The following is a 15,406-nucleotide window of genomic DNA, read 5'->3' as shown; positions in this document are numbered from 1 at the left end:
CTCGCGCTCACCGGTGACGGACGCGATCCAGACCTCGCAGCGCTGCCCGTGCTGAAGTTCCCGCGGTGCGATGGTGTTTTCCGGGAGTTCCGGCACTCGAGGCTCCAGGCGATGACAGCTGTGGACGGATGAGTTTCGCTACGGAATCGGACCAGGGCCACGGAATCGGTCCGGCGCAGCGCGGATCCGCGGTGCGCCGGACCGGTTTCGCCGCGTCTGTCCGGAAACGTAGCGGATCCGGACCCTGCGGCGCCCCGCTACTGCTTGAAGGCGGCGTCGAAGGAGGTGTTCGAGGCCGGAAAGTCGAACTTCTTCAGCGCGGCGAGGGCCTCCGGGGCGCCGTGGAGCCGGTCCATGCCCGCGTCTTCCCATTCGATCGAGATGGGGCCGTCGTAGCCGATCGCGGCCAGGGCGCGGAAGGACGATTCCCAGGGCACGTCGCCGCGGCCGGCGGAGACGAAGTCCCAGCCACGGCGCGGGTCGCCCCAGGGCAGGTGCGAGCCCAGCACGGTGTTGCGGCCGGTGGGGCGCAGCTTCGTGTCCTTGCAGTCCACGTGGTAGATCCGGTCCTTGAAGTCCCAGATGAAGGAGACGGGGTCGATGCCCTGCCACATGAAGTGGGAGGGGTCCCAGTTCAGGCCGAAGGCCTCGCGGTGCCCGATCGCCTCGAGGGTCCGGACGGTGGTCCAGTAGTCGTAGGCGATCTCGGAGGGGTGGACCTCGTGCGCGAAGCGGACACCGTTTTCGTCGAAGACGTCCAGGATGGGGTTCCAGCGGTCGGCGAAGTCCTGGTAGCCGGCCTCGATGACCTTCTCCGGCACGGGCGGGAACATCGCGACGTACTGCCAGATGGAGGATCCGGTGAACCCGACCACGGTGTCGACGCCGAGGGCTTTGGCGAGCCGGGCGGTGTGTTTCATTTCCTCGGCAGCGCGTTGGCGGACGCCTTCTGGCTCGCCGTCGCCCCAGACCCTGGCCCCGACGATCGCCTCGTGCCGGAAGTCGATTGGGTCATCGCACACCGCCTGGCCCTTGAGGTGGTTGGAGATGGCCCAGACCTTGAGGTTGTACTTCTCCAGCACGGCCAGCTTGGACTCGACGTAGCCGGGTTCGTCCCAGCGCCAGGCGTCCAGGTGGTCGCCGGAGACGGCGATTTCCACGCCGTCGTAGCCCCAGCCGGAGGCCAGGCGGGCGACTTCCTCGAAGGGCAGGTCGGCCCACTGGCCGGTGAACAGGGTGTACGGGCGGGGCATGTCAGGTTCCTTCGGTAATCGTTTGGGTGGTCCGTGCGGACGGGGTGAGCTGGATGAGTGAACTTTTGGCCGCGGTGCTTTCCTCCACGGCGGCGAGGATCCGCTGGACGCTCAGGCCGTCCTCGAACGACGGCGACGGCTGGGTTCCGTTGCCCACCGCGGTGAGGAAGTCGCGGATCTCGTGCGTGAACGTGTGTTCCCAGCCGATCACGTGGCCCTGCGGCCACCATGCTTCAAGGTACGGGTGCTCGGGTTCGTTGACGAGGATCCGGCGGAAGCCCTGTTCGCGGACCGGCAGTGTGGCGTCCAGGAAGCCGAGCTCGTTCCTGTCCTCCAGATCGAAGAGCAGGGCTCCCTTGTCGCCATAGATCTCCAGCGTGAGCGAGTTCTTCCGCCCGGCGGCCACCCGGGAGACCTCCACCGAGGCGATGGCCCCGGAGGCGAGGGTCAGCGTGGCCCAGGCGGCGTCGTCGACCGTCACCTCCTCCAGCCCGGCAGCGCCCGGGCGTCGCGGCGTGAAAGTGTGCAGCCGGCCGGAGACCTCGGTGACCGGCTCGCCCAGGAGGAACAGCACCTGGTCGATCGCGTGGCCGGCAATGTCGCCCAGCGCCCCGGACCCGGCGGTGTCCTTGTTCAGCCGCCACGTCATGGGCGCATCCGGGTCCACGAGCCAGTCCTGCAGGTAGGCGGCGCGGACGTGCCGGACGGCGCCGAGCCGGCCCTCCGCGATCAGCTCCCGGGCCAGCGCCTGGGCCGGGACCCGGCGGTAGTTGAAGCCGATCATGGACTGCACGCCTTGCCCCCGCGCGGTCCGGGCCGCCTCCGCCATGGCCTCGGCCTCGGCGAGGGTGTTGGCCAGCGGTTTTCGACCAGGACGCGCCGTTCGAACGCCGGGACGTCGAAGTAGCTGGCAACATTCCGCCAGGCGTTCGAGTGGGCCTTGCCCATGAACGCGTACCCGATCATGGCCACACCCAAACGTGAACCGGCGGCGGGGCCGGGGGTGGTTTCGTGGGAATTCATTGCTGGTCCCTAGAGTGTGGAAGCGGTGGGGTCCCAGTCCTCGGGGAGGGCTGCGGAGGTGGGCGCGGAGCTTTCCACATCGATGAACGTGCCGGAATCGACCGACTCGGAGATCGAGACCATGGTGTCCAGGACGTGGTAGGCGAGGTTGCCGGTGGCGCGGTGCGGAACGCCGGCGCGGATGGAGCGTGCCATGTCCAGCACGCCCATGCCGCGGCCCTGGCTGGGGCCGGTGGCCGGAATAGCGGTCCATTCCTCGTCGCCGGCGCGCCAGAGCCTGATGTCGCCGTCGAAGTAGTTTGGATCGGGCAGCGAGATGGTGGCCTCGGTCCCGGTGATCTCCACGAAGCCCATCCGCAGCCGCGGGGACTCGAAGCTGAACACGCTGTGGGAGGACGCGCCGGACTCGAACTGGGCCATGGCGGAGACGTGGGTGGGGACCTCGACCGTGAATTCCTCGCCGGCCTTGGGCCCGGAACCGATGACCCGGACCTCCTTTGCCTTGGAACCGGTCGCGGCCACACGGCGCACGGAGCCGAACGTCTGCACCAGGGCCGTGAGGTAGTACGGGCCCATGTCGAACAGCGGCCCGGCGCCGTGCTGGAAGAGGAACGCGGGGTTGGGGTGCCACGATTCCGGCCCGGGCGTCTGGAACGTGGTCATGGCCGTCAGCGGGGTGCCGATGTCGCCACGTTCGATCAGCCGCCGGGCAGTCTGCAGCCCGGCGCCCAGGAACGTATCCGGGGCGCAGCCCAGCCGCAGCCCCGCGGCGTCGGCCGTTTTCAGCAGGCCCAGGCCGGAATCGCGGTCCAGCGAGAACGGCTTTTCCGTCCAGACGTGTTTGCCGGCATCGACGGCGGCCGTGGCCACTTCCACGTGCGCGGCCGGGATGGTCAGGTTGACGATGATTTCGACGTCGGGGTGGTTCAGGGCGGCGTCCACCCCGCCCCACTCCGGGATGCCGTATTCCTTGGCCCGCGCCCCGGCCGCCTCCTCGAAGAGGTCGGCGATCACGTGGACCTTAAGGTCGGGGAAGACGGTCAGGTTGTCCAGGTACTGCTTGCTGATGTTGCCGGCGCCGATGACGGCGACGCCCACGGGGCCGCGGCCGGCGGCACGGTTCGCTGCTACACGGTTCGGTGCGGCGCTCATGCGTTCACGCCCTGCGCGCCGGCGGAACCGCTTTGCAGGTAGCCCAGGCTCTGGGCGATGCCGTCGAAGATGTCGCCGGAGTAGTCGTCGAATTCCACGACGCCGACTTCGAGGGACTGCGCCGCGGCGATGACGTCCCGCACGGCGATCTTGCCCTGCCCGGCCGGCTGCTGCGCCTTGGTGTCCGTGGAGACGGGGCCGTCCTTGATGTGGATGAATCTGACCCTGTCGCCGAGGCGCTGCAGCAGTTGCACCGGGTCCTGGCCGCCGACGGCGGCCCAGTAGGTGTCCACTTCCAGGACGAGTTCCGGGTCCAGGAGTCCCTCGAAGTACTCCAGGGCGGTCTGGCCCTCGATGCTGGACTCCAGCTCCCAGGCGTGGTTGTGGTAGCCGACGCGGATGCCGTACCCGGCGCCCTTCTTGGCGGCGGCGTTGAGCTTCGCTGCGGTGGCCTGGATGTCCTCGGCGGACTGCCAGTGCTCGGCCGGGAGGTAGGGGTCGATCACCGTGGTGATGCCCAACTCCTTGGCCGCGGCGAAGATTTCGTCCTGGTCCTGGCTCAGCAGCGGGGCGTGGCCGGACGGGGCGGTCAGGCCGTTCTCCTTCAGGGCAGCGCCGAGCTCGGCGGCCGTGGCGACGAAGTTGTAGGGCTCAACCTGGGTGAAACCGAGTTCGGCGACCTTTTTGATGGTGCCGGGCAAGTCTTCCTGGAGGGCGTTGCGGAGGGTGTACAGCTGGATTGAATAAGACACGGGATTCCTTTGCACGAGTTCGGCTTCGAAGGTGTGAGGGTCAGCCCTGACGGCGGGAAGGGGCGTCCATTCCGTTTGATTCTGCGCGAAGAAGGACTGCACGCCCACGGGCAGCGAGATGGTTTGTCTGGAGCGGAGGAACACGATGGCTCCAAACTAGGGAGACTTTTGCCGGGCGTCAAGCAAAAGTTGGAAACTACGTGTCAATCTTTGTGAAGCGTGACATGCAGAAGATCTTCGTGCTATCACTTACTCATGAGTACGCCCACCGGCACCGAGCCCGGAACCCCCGAGGCCGGGGGCAGCCTGTCCCGCGCCGGAGACCTCTTCCAGCTCCTGCGCGACGGCAGGGCCCGGACCCGCGCGGAACTGGCCCTGACCACCGGGCTCGCCCGGTCCACTGTCGCTTCCCGCATCGACGCGCTGATGGTCTCCGGGCTCGTCGGCCCCGCCGGGGAGGCGAGCTCCAGCGGCGGCCGCCCGCCGTCGCGCTTTGCCTTCAACCCGGCGGCCCGCGTCGTCCTGGCGGTGGATGTCGGGGCCACCCACGTGATCATCGCCGTCACGGACCTCGGCGGGACGGTGCTCGCGGAGCGCCGGCTGGCGCAGGATGTCGCCGACGGCCCGGTGGTTGTCCTGGACCGGGTGATCGAGGAAGGGCTGCAGCTGCTCGGCGGGGCCGGCCGGGGAATTGGGGACCTGGCCGGCGCCGGCATCGGGCTCCCGGGGCCCGTGGAACACGCCACCGGCATGCCGGTGAAGCCGCCAATCATGCCCGGCTGGGACGGGTTCGACGTCGTCCGCCACATCCAGCGGTCCCTTCCGGTGCCGGTCCTGGTGGACAACGACGTGAACATCATGGCGCTGGGGGAGCGCACGGCGCACTGGCCTGACGACGAAAACTTCCTGTTCATCAAGGTGGCCACCGGCGTCGGGGCGGGCATCATCAGCAGCGGCCAGCTCCAGCGCGGAGCCAACGGGACGGCCGGCGACCTCGGACACGTCCGGGTTCCGCGTGGCGATGACGTGCTGTGCCGGTGCGGGAACTACGGGTGCCTCGAAGCCCTGGCGTCCGGGCCCGCTGTCGCCAAGGCGCTGACGCGGCAGGGCCTGCCGGCGTACGACGGCGGCGATGTGTTGCGCCTGGTCGCCGAAGGGAACCTGCAGGCCATCCAGGCGCTGCGGCAGGCCGGCAGGGACCTCGGCGACGTCCTCTCCATGGTCGTGAACCTGCTGAACCCCTCGGTGATTGTGATCGGCGGAAGCCTCGGCCAGGCCGGGGAGCATCTGATGGCCGGCGTCCGCGAGGTGGTCTACCGGCGCTCGCTGCCGCTGGCCACGGCGCACCTGCGGATCGGCGTGTCCCGGGCCGGTGACCAGGCCGCGATCCTCGGCGCCAGCCAGATGGTCACGCAGCATGTGCTCTCACCCGCGGTCATTGAGGCGACCCTGCAGGCCACGGGCTAGGGGTGTCCCGGAAAGCGGCGCGCCCGGCAGGGGTGTCCCGGAAAGCGTCACATTCCGAAGGCGCGGCCGGGGCCCGTGATAGCAATGGGACTGATGAAATCATATTTCTGCCCGGCCGCCGGGCTACGGGCCGCCCCATGAGCAGCGTGGCCCGGGCGCCGCGCGGCTGGCTCCTCATGCTCGCGATCGGGCTGATCGCGCTGAACATGCGCGGCCCGTTGGTGGCGGTGGCGCCGGTGATCGCCCAACTGGAGGACGATCTCGGGTTCACCCCGGTGGAATTGGGATTCCTGACCGGCATCCCGGTCCTGTGCTTTGCCCTGGCCGCGCCCCTGGCCTCGCTGGCCGGGCGCAAGCTGGGGCCCGAATTCGCCATCACCCTGACCCTGCTCGGGGTGCTCTTCGGCGTCGTGGTCCGCTCGGCCGGCGGGGGTGCCCTGGTCATGCTGGGCACGGTGATCCTCGGCGTCGCCATTACGATCGGCAACATCGTGGTCCCGCTGATCATCCGCCGTGACTTCACCCCCGCCCGGCAAGGCGCGGCGATGGGCACCTACACCGCGGCACTGAACATCGGCTCGTTCCTGACCTCCATGGTGTCGGCGCCGCTGGCTGAACTCCTGGGCTGGCGGCCCGCGATTGCCGCCAGTGGCCTGTTCGCGGTGGCGGCCGCCGCCGTGTGGGTGATCGCGGTTGGCCGGCGGGCCTTCACTCCGGCCGCCGTCGCCGCGGCGGACCCGCGGCGGCCCGGCAAGCTCACCTCCCGGTGGACCACGGCAGCGCTGACCTTCGGGTTCGCCGGGCAGGCGTTCTCCTACTACGGAGTGACCGCCTGGCTGCCGAGCCTGCTCTCGGACGAACTCGGCATGGCGCCCGCAGCCGCCGGGGCAGGGTCCTCGCTCTTCCAGATCCTGGCCATCGTGGGCGGACTGGGCGTGCCGCTGGCGGCCCGGTTCGCCAGTACGACGGCGGTGGGCCTCGCCCTGGGGCTGCTGTGGCTCACCGTACCCGTGGGCCTGCTGCTCGCACCGGAGCTGTGGTGGCTGTGGTGTTCCTTCGGCGGTGTGGCCCAGGGCGGCGGCATCACGCTGATCTTCCTGGCCATTATCCGGCTGGCGCGGGACCAGACCTCGGCGGCCCGGATGTCCGCCGTCGTCCAGGGGACGGGATACTCCTTCGGGGCAGTGGCGCCGACCCTGCTGGGCTACGTCCACGGGACCACCGGCGCCTGGACCGGACCGCTGCTGATGATCCTGGGCTCGGTGGCCGCGTTCATCCTGGGCACCTCGCTGTCACTGCGGCGGGTGCCGAAGCCCCACTGATTCGCTGTCGCGCGCCGGGGTGATGTCAATCGAGACGACAGGTAAGGCCCATGTTCGCGGGGAACATGGGCCTTACCTGTCGTCTCGACGCCGTTGTCGAGCACGGGGGGATTTTCCGTTGCTGGACTGCCACCCGGATTTCGGGGTGCCTGTTGCGAAGGGCCTGGCAGCCCAGCCAACGGAAATCTGTGCGGACCTACGCCGGAACCAGTGCGGGGTCCCCGCTGGCGGCGTCGGCGCCGTCGCGCGCTTCATGCAGGAAGCGGTCGTAGGCCGGCAGCGTCAGGAAGGCCGGGAACTCGCTGCTGAGGGTGACTTCCTCGAAGATGTCCCGCGCGTCGGCGAAACGGTCTCCTTCGAAGCGCTCCAGTTTGGCGAATTCCTCGTCCAGCATGTCCTCCACCCACTCCCGGGTGATTACGTCGCCGTGGTCGGTGATGGCCCGGGCGAAGATCCACTGCCACAGCTGCGAGCGGGAGATTTCCGCGGTGGCGGCGTCCTCCATCAGGTTGTGGATGGCCACCGCGCCGTTGCCGCGCAGCCACGACTCGATGTAGCGGATCCCCACTTCGATGTTGTTCCGGATCCCCTGCTCAGTGATGGTTCCGGTGGTCGCGGAGATGTCCAGGAGCGCGCGGTCGTCCGCGGTGACGTCCTCGCGGAGGCGCTCGAGCTGGTTCGGACGCTCGCCGAGGACGGCGTCGAACACCTCGCGGCAGACCGGCACCAGGTCCGGGTGCGCCACCCAGGAACCGTCGAAGCCGTCGTTCGCCTCACGGGTCTTGTCCGCGCGGACCTTCTCGAAGGCGATCGCGTTGGCGTCCGCATCCTTGCGGTTGGGGACGGCGGCGGCCATGCCGCCGATCGCCATGGCGCCACGCTTGTGGCAGGCCCGGACCAGCTGCTCGGTGTAGGCGCGCATGAACGGCTGGGTCATAGTGACCTGGCCGCGGTCCGGGAGCACGAAGCGCGGTCCCCGGGTGCGGAAGTTCTTGATCAGGGAGAAGATGTAGTCCCAGCGGCCGGCGTTCAGGCCCGCGGCGTGGTCCCGGAGTTCGTAGAGGATCTCCTCCATTTCGAACGCCGCGGTGATGGTCTCGATCAGCACGGTCGCGCGGATGGTGCCCTGCGGGATACCCAGCAGGTCCTGCGCCATGATGAAGATGTCGTTCCACAGCCGGGCCTCGAGGTGGCTCTCGATCTTCGGCAGGTAGAAGTACGGACCTTTGCCCTGGGCGATCAGGCGGCGGGCGTTGTGGAAGAAGTACAGGCCAAAATCCACGATCCCGCCGGCAATAGGCGTGCCATCGATGAGCATGTGCTTTTCCGGCAGGTGCCAGCCGCGGGGGCGGACCACGACTGTGGGCAGTTCCCCGGCCGGGCGCAGCTTGTACTCCTTGCCCTCCGGGGAAGTGAAGTCGATCCGGCGCTCCAGCGCATCGGTGAGGTTCAGCTGGCCCTGGATCACGTTGCGCCAGGACGGCGTGGAGGAGTCCTCCATGTCCGCGAGCCACACCTTGGCGCCGGAGTTCAGCGCATTGATCGTCATCTTCTTGTCGACCGGCCCGGTGATTTCCACGCGGCGGTCCTCCAGGCCCGGGGCCGGGGGAGCGACGCGCCAGTTCGGGTCGTTGCGGACGGACTCGGTCTCGCGCAGGAACCGCGGGTCCTGGCCCTTGGAGATCTGCTGGCGGCGTTCCTGCCGTGCCTGCAGCAGCTCCCGACGGGGCCCTGCCGTGGCCTTGTGCAGCTTGGCAACAAACGCCAGCGCGTCCGGCGTGAGGACCTCGCTCTGCCGGCAAATCGGCTGCGCGGTCAACGTGATCCCGTTGATAGTGAAGTTGTCAGTGAAGCTGTTCATCTCAATCTCTCCTTGGAGAAGCAAAAGTTCGACGGCGGGTGGTGACGTGCGCTGAAGACGGCGGGCCGGATGCTCCGGAAGCGTGCGTAAAAGGGGTCCCATTGCCGCCCCGCCGAGGTGGGCAATGGCGAAGGCGGCAATGGGGAATAGCACGCGGAGGAGCGTTCGGTCCGCTGGCGGAACTGCCGCCGTCGTGAGTTCTAGTGGAACTGGCCTTCTTCGGTGGATCCCACCAGGGCCAGGGTGGATGCGTTCGGGTTGAGCGCGGTGGCAATGTCGTCGAAGTAGCCGGTGCCGACTTCGCGCTGGTGCTTGGTGGCGGTGTAGCCGCGGGACTCGGAGGCGAATTCCTTCTCCTGCAGCTCGACGTACGCGCTCATGCCTTCCCGGGCGTAGCCGTGGGCGAGGTCGAACATCGAGTAGTTCAGGGCGTGGAAGCCGGCCAGGGTGATGAACTGGAAGGTGAAGCCCATGGCGCCGAGTTCGCGCTGGAACTTCGCGATCGTGGCGTCATCGAGGTGCTTGCGCCAGTTGAACGACGGCGAGCAGTTGTAGGAGAGCATCTGGTCCGGAAACTCGGCCTTGACGGATTCCGCGAATTTGCGGGCCAGCTCCAGGTCCGGGGTGCCCGTCTCCATCCAGATGAGGTCGGAGTACGGGGCGTAGGCCTTGGCGCGGGCGATGCAGGGTTCGATCCCGTTGCGGACCTTGTAGAAGCCCTCCGGGGTGCGGACCGGCTGGCCGCCTTCGCGGAGGATGAATTCCTGGTCACGCTCGTCGACGTCGGAGGTGATCAGGGTGGCCGCCTCGGCGTCGGTGCGGGCGATGATGACCGACGGGGTACCGGCGACGTCGGCGGCGAGCCGGGCAGCGTTCAGCGTCCGGACGTGCTGCTGGGTGGGGATCAGGACCTTGCCGCCGAGGTGGCCGCACTTCTTTTCCGAGGCGAGCTGGTCTTCCCAGTGCACGCCCGAGGCGCCGGCCTGGATCATCGACTTCATGAGCTCGTAGGCGTTCAGCGGGCCGCCGAAGCCTGCCTCGGCGTCGGCCACAATCGGGACCATCCAGTCCTCGACGGTCTGGATGCCCTCGGAGAACTCGATCTGGTCCGCGCGGAGCAGGGCGTTGTTGATGCGCCGGACCACCGTGGGAACGGAATTGGCGGGGTAGAGCGACTGGTCCGGGTAGGTGTGGCCGGAGTTGTTGGCGTCCGCGGCGACCTGCCAGCCGGAGAGGTAGATGGCGCGGAGGCCGGCCTTGACCTGCTGCACGGCCTGGTTGCCGGTCAGGGCGCCGAGGGCGTTGGTGTAGCCGCCGGTCTTGTGCTCCTCGGTGAGCTGCTTCCACAGCTTTTCGGAGCCGCGCCGGGCGAGGGTGTGTTCTTCGGAGACGCGGCCGCGGAGGCGGACGACGTCGGAGGCCTTGTAGTCCCGGGTCACACCTTCCCAGCGGGGGTTGGCGGCCCACTCGAGCTCCAGTGCGGCGGCCTGCTGCTCGGGCGTCTGCTGGGTGGGCTCAAATGCTGCAGTCATCTTTGTCTCCTTGGTGGGGCCGGGGCCGGCCAGTCTGCGTCTCTGCAGAGCCTGGTCGGTTGTTCCCGTTGCGAATCTTTCCGTGAGATCTACTTTTCTGCACTTTCCAAGGGGTTTCTAGACCAAAGCCATGGAAAGAAATGCACTTCTTCGCGTATGCTCAAGAAATGCACTCAACCAGCTGGAACCGTCAGGCTCTTTCTCCGTCCGCGCCCGCAGCGCCGGAGGTGGACGTCATCAGCCTGGGCCGGCGCGTCCGGCACCTGCGCAAGGCGGCAGGGCTCACGCTCGACGACCTGAGTGCCGCCGTCGGGACGGCCCCCAGCCAGCTGAGCCTGATGGAAAACGGCAAACGCGAGCCCAAGCTTGGTCTGCTCCAGCAGCTTGCAGCGGCACTCGGGGTGAGCATCGACGAACTGCTCGGCGCGGAGCCGCCCAACCGGCGTGCGGCGCTGGAGATCGAGCTGGAACGGTACCAGCGCAGCCCCATCTATGAGTCCCTGAACCTGCCCAAGATCCGCATCAGTTCGCGGCTTCCGATGGATGTGCTGGAGTCGATGGTGGGCCTGCAGCATGAGCTTGAACGCCGGCTCAATGAGCAGGTCGCGACGCCGGAGGAGGCCCGCCGCGCGAACGGTGAACTGCGCGCGATGATGCGCGAGAGGAACAACTATTTCCCCGAGTATGAGGCCGAGGCGCAGAAGGTCCTGGCCTCGGTGGGCCACACCAGCGGTCCGCTGTCCCACCACGTCATTTCGGACATCGCCGGGCATCTCGGATTCAGCCTCCACCATGTGGGTGATCTCCCTCATTCCACGCGTTCGGTGACTGATCTTAAGAACCGCCGAATTTATCTCACGCAGAACGCCCGCAGCGATCACGACCCCCGTTCGGTGCTGCTGCAGGCGCTGGGCCATTACGTCCTGGGCCACCAGACGCCGAACAACTACGGCGATTTCCTGATGCAGCGCGTGGCCACGAACTACTTCGCCGCCGCGCTGCTGCTGCCCGAGCAGGCCACCGTGGCATTCCTGCAGGAGGCCAAGCAGGCCAAGGAAATCGCGGTCGAGGACATCCGGGATGCCTTCGCGGTGTCCTACGAGACCGCCGCGCACCGCTTCACCAACCTGGCCACCCAGCACCTGGGCATCCGCACGCACTTCCAGAAGACGCACAAGAGCGGCATCATCTACAAGGCCTACGAGAACGACGGCGTGACGTTCCCGCAGGACCACACCGGCGCCATCGAGGGTCAGTTCTCGTGCCGGAACTGGACGTCCCGGGTGGTGTTCGACGTCCCGGACAAGTTCAGCGCCTACAACCAGTACACCGACACCCCGGCCGGGACGTACTGGTGCACGGCCCGGACGGAACGCTCCGCGAACGGGGAGTTCTCCCTGTCCGTGGGTGTCCCGTATGCGCACGTGAAGTGGTTCCGCGGCCGCGACACCACCGAGCGGTCCAAGTCCACCTGCCCGGACGAAAGCTGCTGCCGCCGCCCGCCGGCATCGCTGACCGCCGAATGGGCCGGGAACGCCTGGCCCTCGGCCCGGGCCCACTCCCACCTGCTGGCGGCCATGCCGCCGGGCGCCTTCCCGGGCGTGGACGAGACCGAGGTCTACTCCTTCCTGCAGGCGCACTCGGGGAGCTGACCCTCCCGCAGCTTCTGCAGGATTTTCCCAGACGCTCCCTCAGGTCCTGCGGTTTTTGGCGGGACGCTCCCTCAGATCCGGCCCGAAGCTCCCCGGCGCTCCCTCAGATCAGGTGAGGAAGCGTTCGGCGATCGGTTGCCAAAGCTGAGGGAGCGTTCCGTGGGGGGGCGGCTGGCAGGCGGGCGGACTATATTGGCCTGTGTCAGCTCATCGATCCATCTCGCGGGAGCGTGCGCCCATGGCCAAGGAACTTGCCACCCAGCTCATCGAACAACTCCAGGCTGCCGGCGTGCAGCGGATCTACGGGATTGTGGGGGACAGCCTCAACCCGATTGTCGACGCCGTCCGCAAGACCGGCGGCTCGCAACAGGGCGGTATCGACTGGATCCATGTCCGGCATGAGGAGGCGGCCGCCTTCGCCGCGGCGGCGGAAGCCCAGCTGACCGGCCGGCTCGCGGTGTGCGCCGGCTCCTGCGGACCCGGCAACCTGCACCTGATCAACGGCCTGTACGACGCCAACCGTTCCGGGGCGCCGGTGCTGGCCATCGCCTCTCACATCCCCAGCAAGCAGATCGGCAGCAGTTTCTTCCAGGAAACCCACCCCGACCGGCTCTTCAACGAGTGCTCGGTCTACTCCGAGCTGATCAGCACCGCGGAGCAGGCGCCCCGCGTCATGCACAGCGCCATCCAGCACGCCGTCGGCCTCAGGGGCGTCGCCGTCGTGACCCTTCCCGGTGACATCGCCGGCCTGGAGGCGACGGCCGAAACGCCGGCCCCGGCGACCTTCCGGCCGGCGACGCTGATGCCGGACCCCGCGAGTGTGCAGGAACTGGCCGACGCCATCAACGCCGCCGGCAAGGTGGCCATCTTTGCCGGTGCCGGCGTCGAGGGCGCCCACGACGAGGTGATTGCGCTCGCCGGGCTGATCGCCGCGCCGATCGGCCACAGCCTCCGCGGCAAAGACTTCATGCAGTACGACAACGCCTATGACATCGGCATGACCGGGCTGTTGGGTTACGGCGCCGCGGCCGAGGGCATCGAGGACGCGGACCTGCTGATCCTGCTGGGCACGGACTTCCCCTACGACCAGTTCCTTCCCGGAACCCGGACGGCGCAGGTGGACCGGGCCGCGCACAAACTGGGGCGGCGGACCGACGTCGACGTCGCAGTGCACGGCGACGTCCTCCCCACCCTTGCCGCCCTCATGCCGTTGGTCACGGCCAAGAAGAGCCGCCGTTTCCTGGACGCGATGCTGAAGAAGCACGACCGGCTCATGAACAAGGCCGTGGGGGCATATACCCGCAACGTCGGGACGAAACAGCCGATCCACCCGGAATATGCGGCCTCGCTGCTGGACCAAGTGGCGGCGAGGGACGCGATTTTCACGGCGGACACCGGCATGTGCAATGTCTGGACCGCCCGGTACATCAACCCGCTGGGCACCCGCCGGCTGATCGGCTCGTACCTGCACGGGTCCATGGCCAACGCGCTGCCGCACGCGATCGGCGCCCAGCTGGCATACCCCGGCCGGCAGGTGGTTTCGGTCTCCGGCGACGGCGGCCTGTCGATGCTGCTGGGCGAGCTCATTACGGTCGCCGCGCACCGGCTGCCCGTGAACGTGGTGGTCTTCAACAACTCCACCCTGGGCATGGTGAAACTTGAAATGCTGGTGGACGGGCTCCCGGACTTCGGCGTCGACGTCCCGGACGCCAACTACGCGGACGTTGCGCGGGCCCTGGGCTTCCACGCCGAGCGCGTCACGGATCCGTCCCGCATCGAGGCGGCGTACCGGGAAGCCTTCGCCCACCCCGGCCCGTCGCTGGTGGAGCTCATCACGGACCCCAAGGCGCTGTCCCTCCCGCCGAAGATCAAGGGCGCACAGGTCCTGGGCTTCGCCACGGCCATGTCCAAAGTGGTCCTGAACCGGGGCGCCGGCGAGGCCGTCAGCATGGCACGGAGCAACCTGCGGAACGTCCCGCGGCGCTAGGGGCGGGCCCGGCGAACTCGCCGGAAGCTGCCCAGCTCGCCGGACATGTCCGGCGAACTGGAGACATTCCGGCGAACTGCGCACCAATCGAGGCGAAGGGGGTGGCCATGAAAGATCACCGCATGGCGAAAATTGTGGCGGTGGGAACCATCGCGGTGCTCACGGCTTGTGCGCCCCCGGTACCAGGGCTTGTGAAGGCCGACGGCGTCGAACGGGTTCCGGTGGACCGCGCCGCGTACGCTGCCGAATTTCAGGCATTCCGGGCCTCCGCCCTGACGTTGGGAGCCGCGCTGCTGGCCGACGGCGGTGAAGGGGCCGAAGGGAACGTGGTGTCGTCCCCCGGCAGCCTGCTGATCGCGCTCGCCATGCTGCGGGCAGGGGCGTCCGGGGAGACCGCCGTCGAAATGGACCAGATGCTGGGGCTCCCCGACGGCAACCGGGATGAGGCCATGAACGCCCTGCTCGAGTCCCTGGCTGCGTACGACGGTGATCCCGGCTCGGTCGACGAAAAGGACCCGCCCCGGAAGCCGGTCATGCATGCGGCCAACGGTCTGTTTGTGGACAAGGACGTACCAACCGGAAAGAACTACCTGGAAACCCTTGCCCGGCACTACGGCACCGGGGTGTACCCCGTGGACTTCCGGGATGAGGCCGCCACGGGGCCGGCCCTGGATGCCTGGGTGGACCGGAACACGGGCGGCCGGATCAAGAAAGCACCCGCGGAGTACGATCGCGACAACACGTTCAGCCTCCTCAATGCCCTGTACTTCGCCGCGGCATGGCAGTCGCCTTTCGACCCGAACGACACCTCGGACAGCCCCTTCACGAAGTCCGGTGGCGAGGAAATCAGCGTGCCGACCATGTACAACTCGCTGCAGCTGGCCTATGCGGAGGGCCCTGGCTGGCGGGCGGTCGAGCTGCCGTACGCAGAAGGTTTTGCCATGCGGCTGGTGCTGCCCGGTCCTGGCGTTGGGCCGGAGAGCCTCACGGCGGCCAAGCTGACGGCAATTGCGGCGGCCCTGGACACGGCCCCGGAGGTCTCCGCACTGATCTCCCTGCCCAAGTGGGACCACAAGAGCACCTTCGACCTGCGGAAGGTATTTGAAGCGCTGGGGCTGGCCAGGACCCTGGTCACCACCGAAGACTTCGACGCCATCCAGCCGAAGCTGACGCTCACGCAGGCCGCCCAGGCCGCCAACATCACCGTTGCCGAGAAGGGAACGGTGGCCGCCGCCGTGACGCAGATCAACGGCGCCGTGACCGGGGTGCCGCCCCTCCCGGACCAAACCATCGACTTCGACCGGCCGTTCCTCTACCAGGTCGTGCACACCGAAACCGGGCTCCCGATCTTCATGGGGAAGGTCGCGGACCCGCGCTGAGGGGCGGCCTACCGGGACCCACATCG

General features: G+C 68.1%; 10 protein-coding genes and 1 pseudogene. 5 read left to right on the top strand and 6 right to left on the bottom strand.

Annotation, left to right across the window (positions count from 1 at the left end):
• Positions 1-257: 257 nt before the first annotated feature.
• The 4 genes and pseudogenes from AC1D1A_RS09705 to AC1D1A_RS09690 form a co-directional block, all read right to left on the bottom strand.
• Positions 258-1,253, bottom strand: a complete 996-nt coding sequence (locus AC1D1A_RS09705) for a sugar phosphate isomerase/epimerase family protein (RefSeq protein WP_476947630.1) — start codon at positions 1,251-1,253, stop codon at positions 258-260.
• A gap of 1 nt (position 1,254) precedes the next feature.
• Positions 1,255-2,276 (bottom strand): annotated as a pseudogene (locus AC1D1A_RS09700) (Gfo/Idh/MocA family protein).
• 9 nt (positions 2,277-2,285) lie between these two features.
• The gene (locus AC1D1A_RS09695) at positions 2,286-3,428 is read right to left on the bottom strand and encodes a Gfo/Idh/MocA family protein (protein WP_476947629.1); all 1,143 of its coding nucleotides are present in this window, start codon (positions 3,426-3,428) and stop codon (positions 2,286-2,288) included.
• Positions 3,425-4,180 (bottom strand): sugar phosphate isomerase/epimerase family protein, encoded by a 756-nt coding sequence (locus AC1D1A_RS09690; RefSeq protein ID WP_476947628.1) that lies wholly within the window; start codon positions 4,178-4,180, stop codon positions 3,425-3,427. The genes AC1D1A_RS09695 and AC1D1A_RS09690 overlap by 4 nt, the downstream gene beginning before the upstream one ends.
• A gap of 255 nt (positions 4,181-4,435) precedes the next feature.
• On the opposite strand from AC1D1A_RS09690, the gene AC1D1A_RS09685 reads away from it, so the two are divergent.
• Complete coding sequence (locus tag AC1D1A_RS09685) at positions 4,436-5,647, top strand: ROK family transcriptional regulator (protein WP_476947627.1); 1,212 nt, start codon at positions 4,436-4,438, stop codon at positions 5,645-5,647.
• Between the two features lie 137 nt (positions 5,648-5,784).
• Complete coding sequence (locus tag AC1D1A_RS09680; protein WP_476857830.1) at positions 5,785-6,969, top strand: MFS transporter; 1,185 nt, start codon at positions 5,785-5,787, stop codon at positions 6,967-6,969.
• A gap of 196 nt (positions 6,970-7,165) precedes the next feature.
• On the opposite strand, the gene aceB is transcribed toward AC1D1A_RS09680, so the two are convergent.
• Positions 7,166-8,830: a malate synthase A gene (gene aceB / locus AC1D1A_RS09675; protein WP_476860060.1), complete on the bottom strand. Its 1,665-nt coding sequence runs from the start codon at positions 8,828-8,830 to the stop codon at positions 7,166-7,168.
• Between the two features lie 200 nt (positions 8,831-9,030).
• The gene (aceA, locus tag AC1D1A_RS09670) at positions 9,031-10,362 is read right to left on the bottom strand and encodes an isocitrate lyase (RefSeq protein ID WP_476850538.1); all 1,332 of its coding nucleotides are present in this window, start codon (positions 10,360-10,362) and stop codon (positions 9,031-9,033) included.
• A 140-nt stretch (positions 10,363-10,502) separates the two neighbouring features.
• On the opposite strand from aceA, the gene AC1D1A_RS09665 reads away from it, so the two are divergent.
• From AC1D1A_RS09665 to AC1D1A_RS09655, 3 genes are all read left to right on the top strand, one after another.
• Positions 10,503-12,014, top strand: coding sequence for a helix-turn-helix domain-containing protein (locus AC1D1A_RS09665; RefSeq protein ID WP_476947626.1), 1,512 nt, complete (start codon positions 10,503-10,505; stop codon positions 12,012-12,014).
• A gap of 238 nt (positions 12,015-12,252) precedes the next feature.
• A complete protein-coding gene (locus AC1D1A_RS09660) occupies positions 12,253-14,001 on the top strand; it encodes a pyruvate dehydrogenase (protein ID WP_223914492.1) in 1,749 nt (582 codons plus the stop codon).
• Between the two features lie 107 nt (positions 14,002-14,108).
• Positions 14,109-15,380, top strand: coding sequence for a serpin family protein (locus tag AC1D1A_RS09655; protein WP_476947625.1), 1,272 nt, complete (start codon positions 14,109-14,111; stop codon positions 15,378-15,380).
• Positions 15,381-15,406: the final 26 nt, after the last annotated feature.

This window comes from Arthrobacter sp. P1_B9 (genome assembly GCF_056406495.1).
Note: the sequence above shows the minus strand (reverse complement) of the source record. Positions and strands in the feature narration are given on the sequence as shown.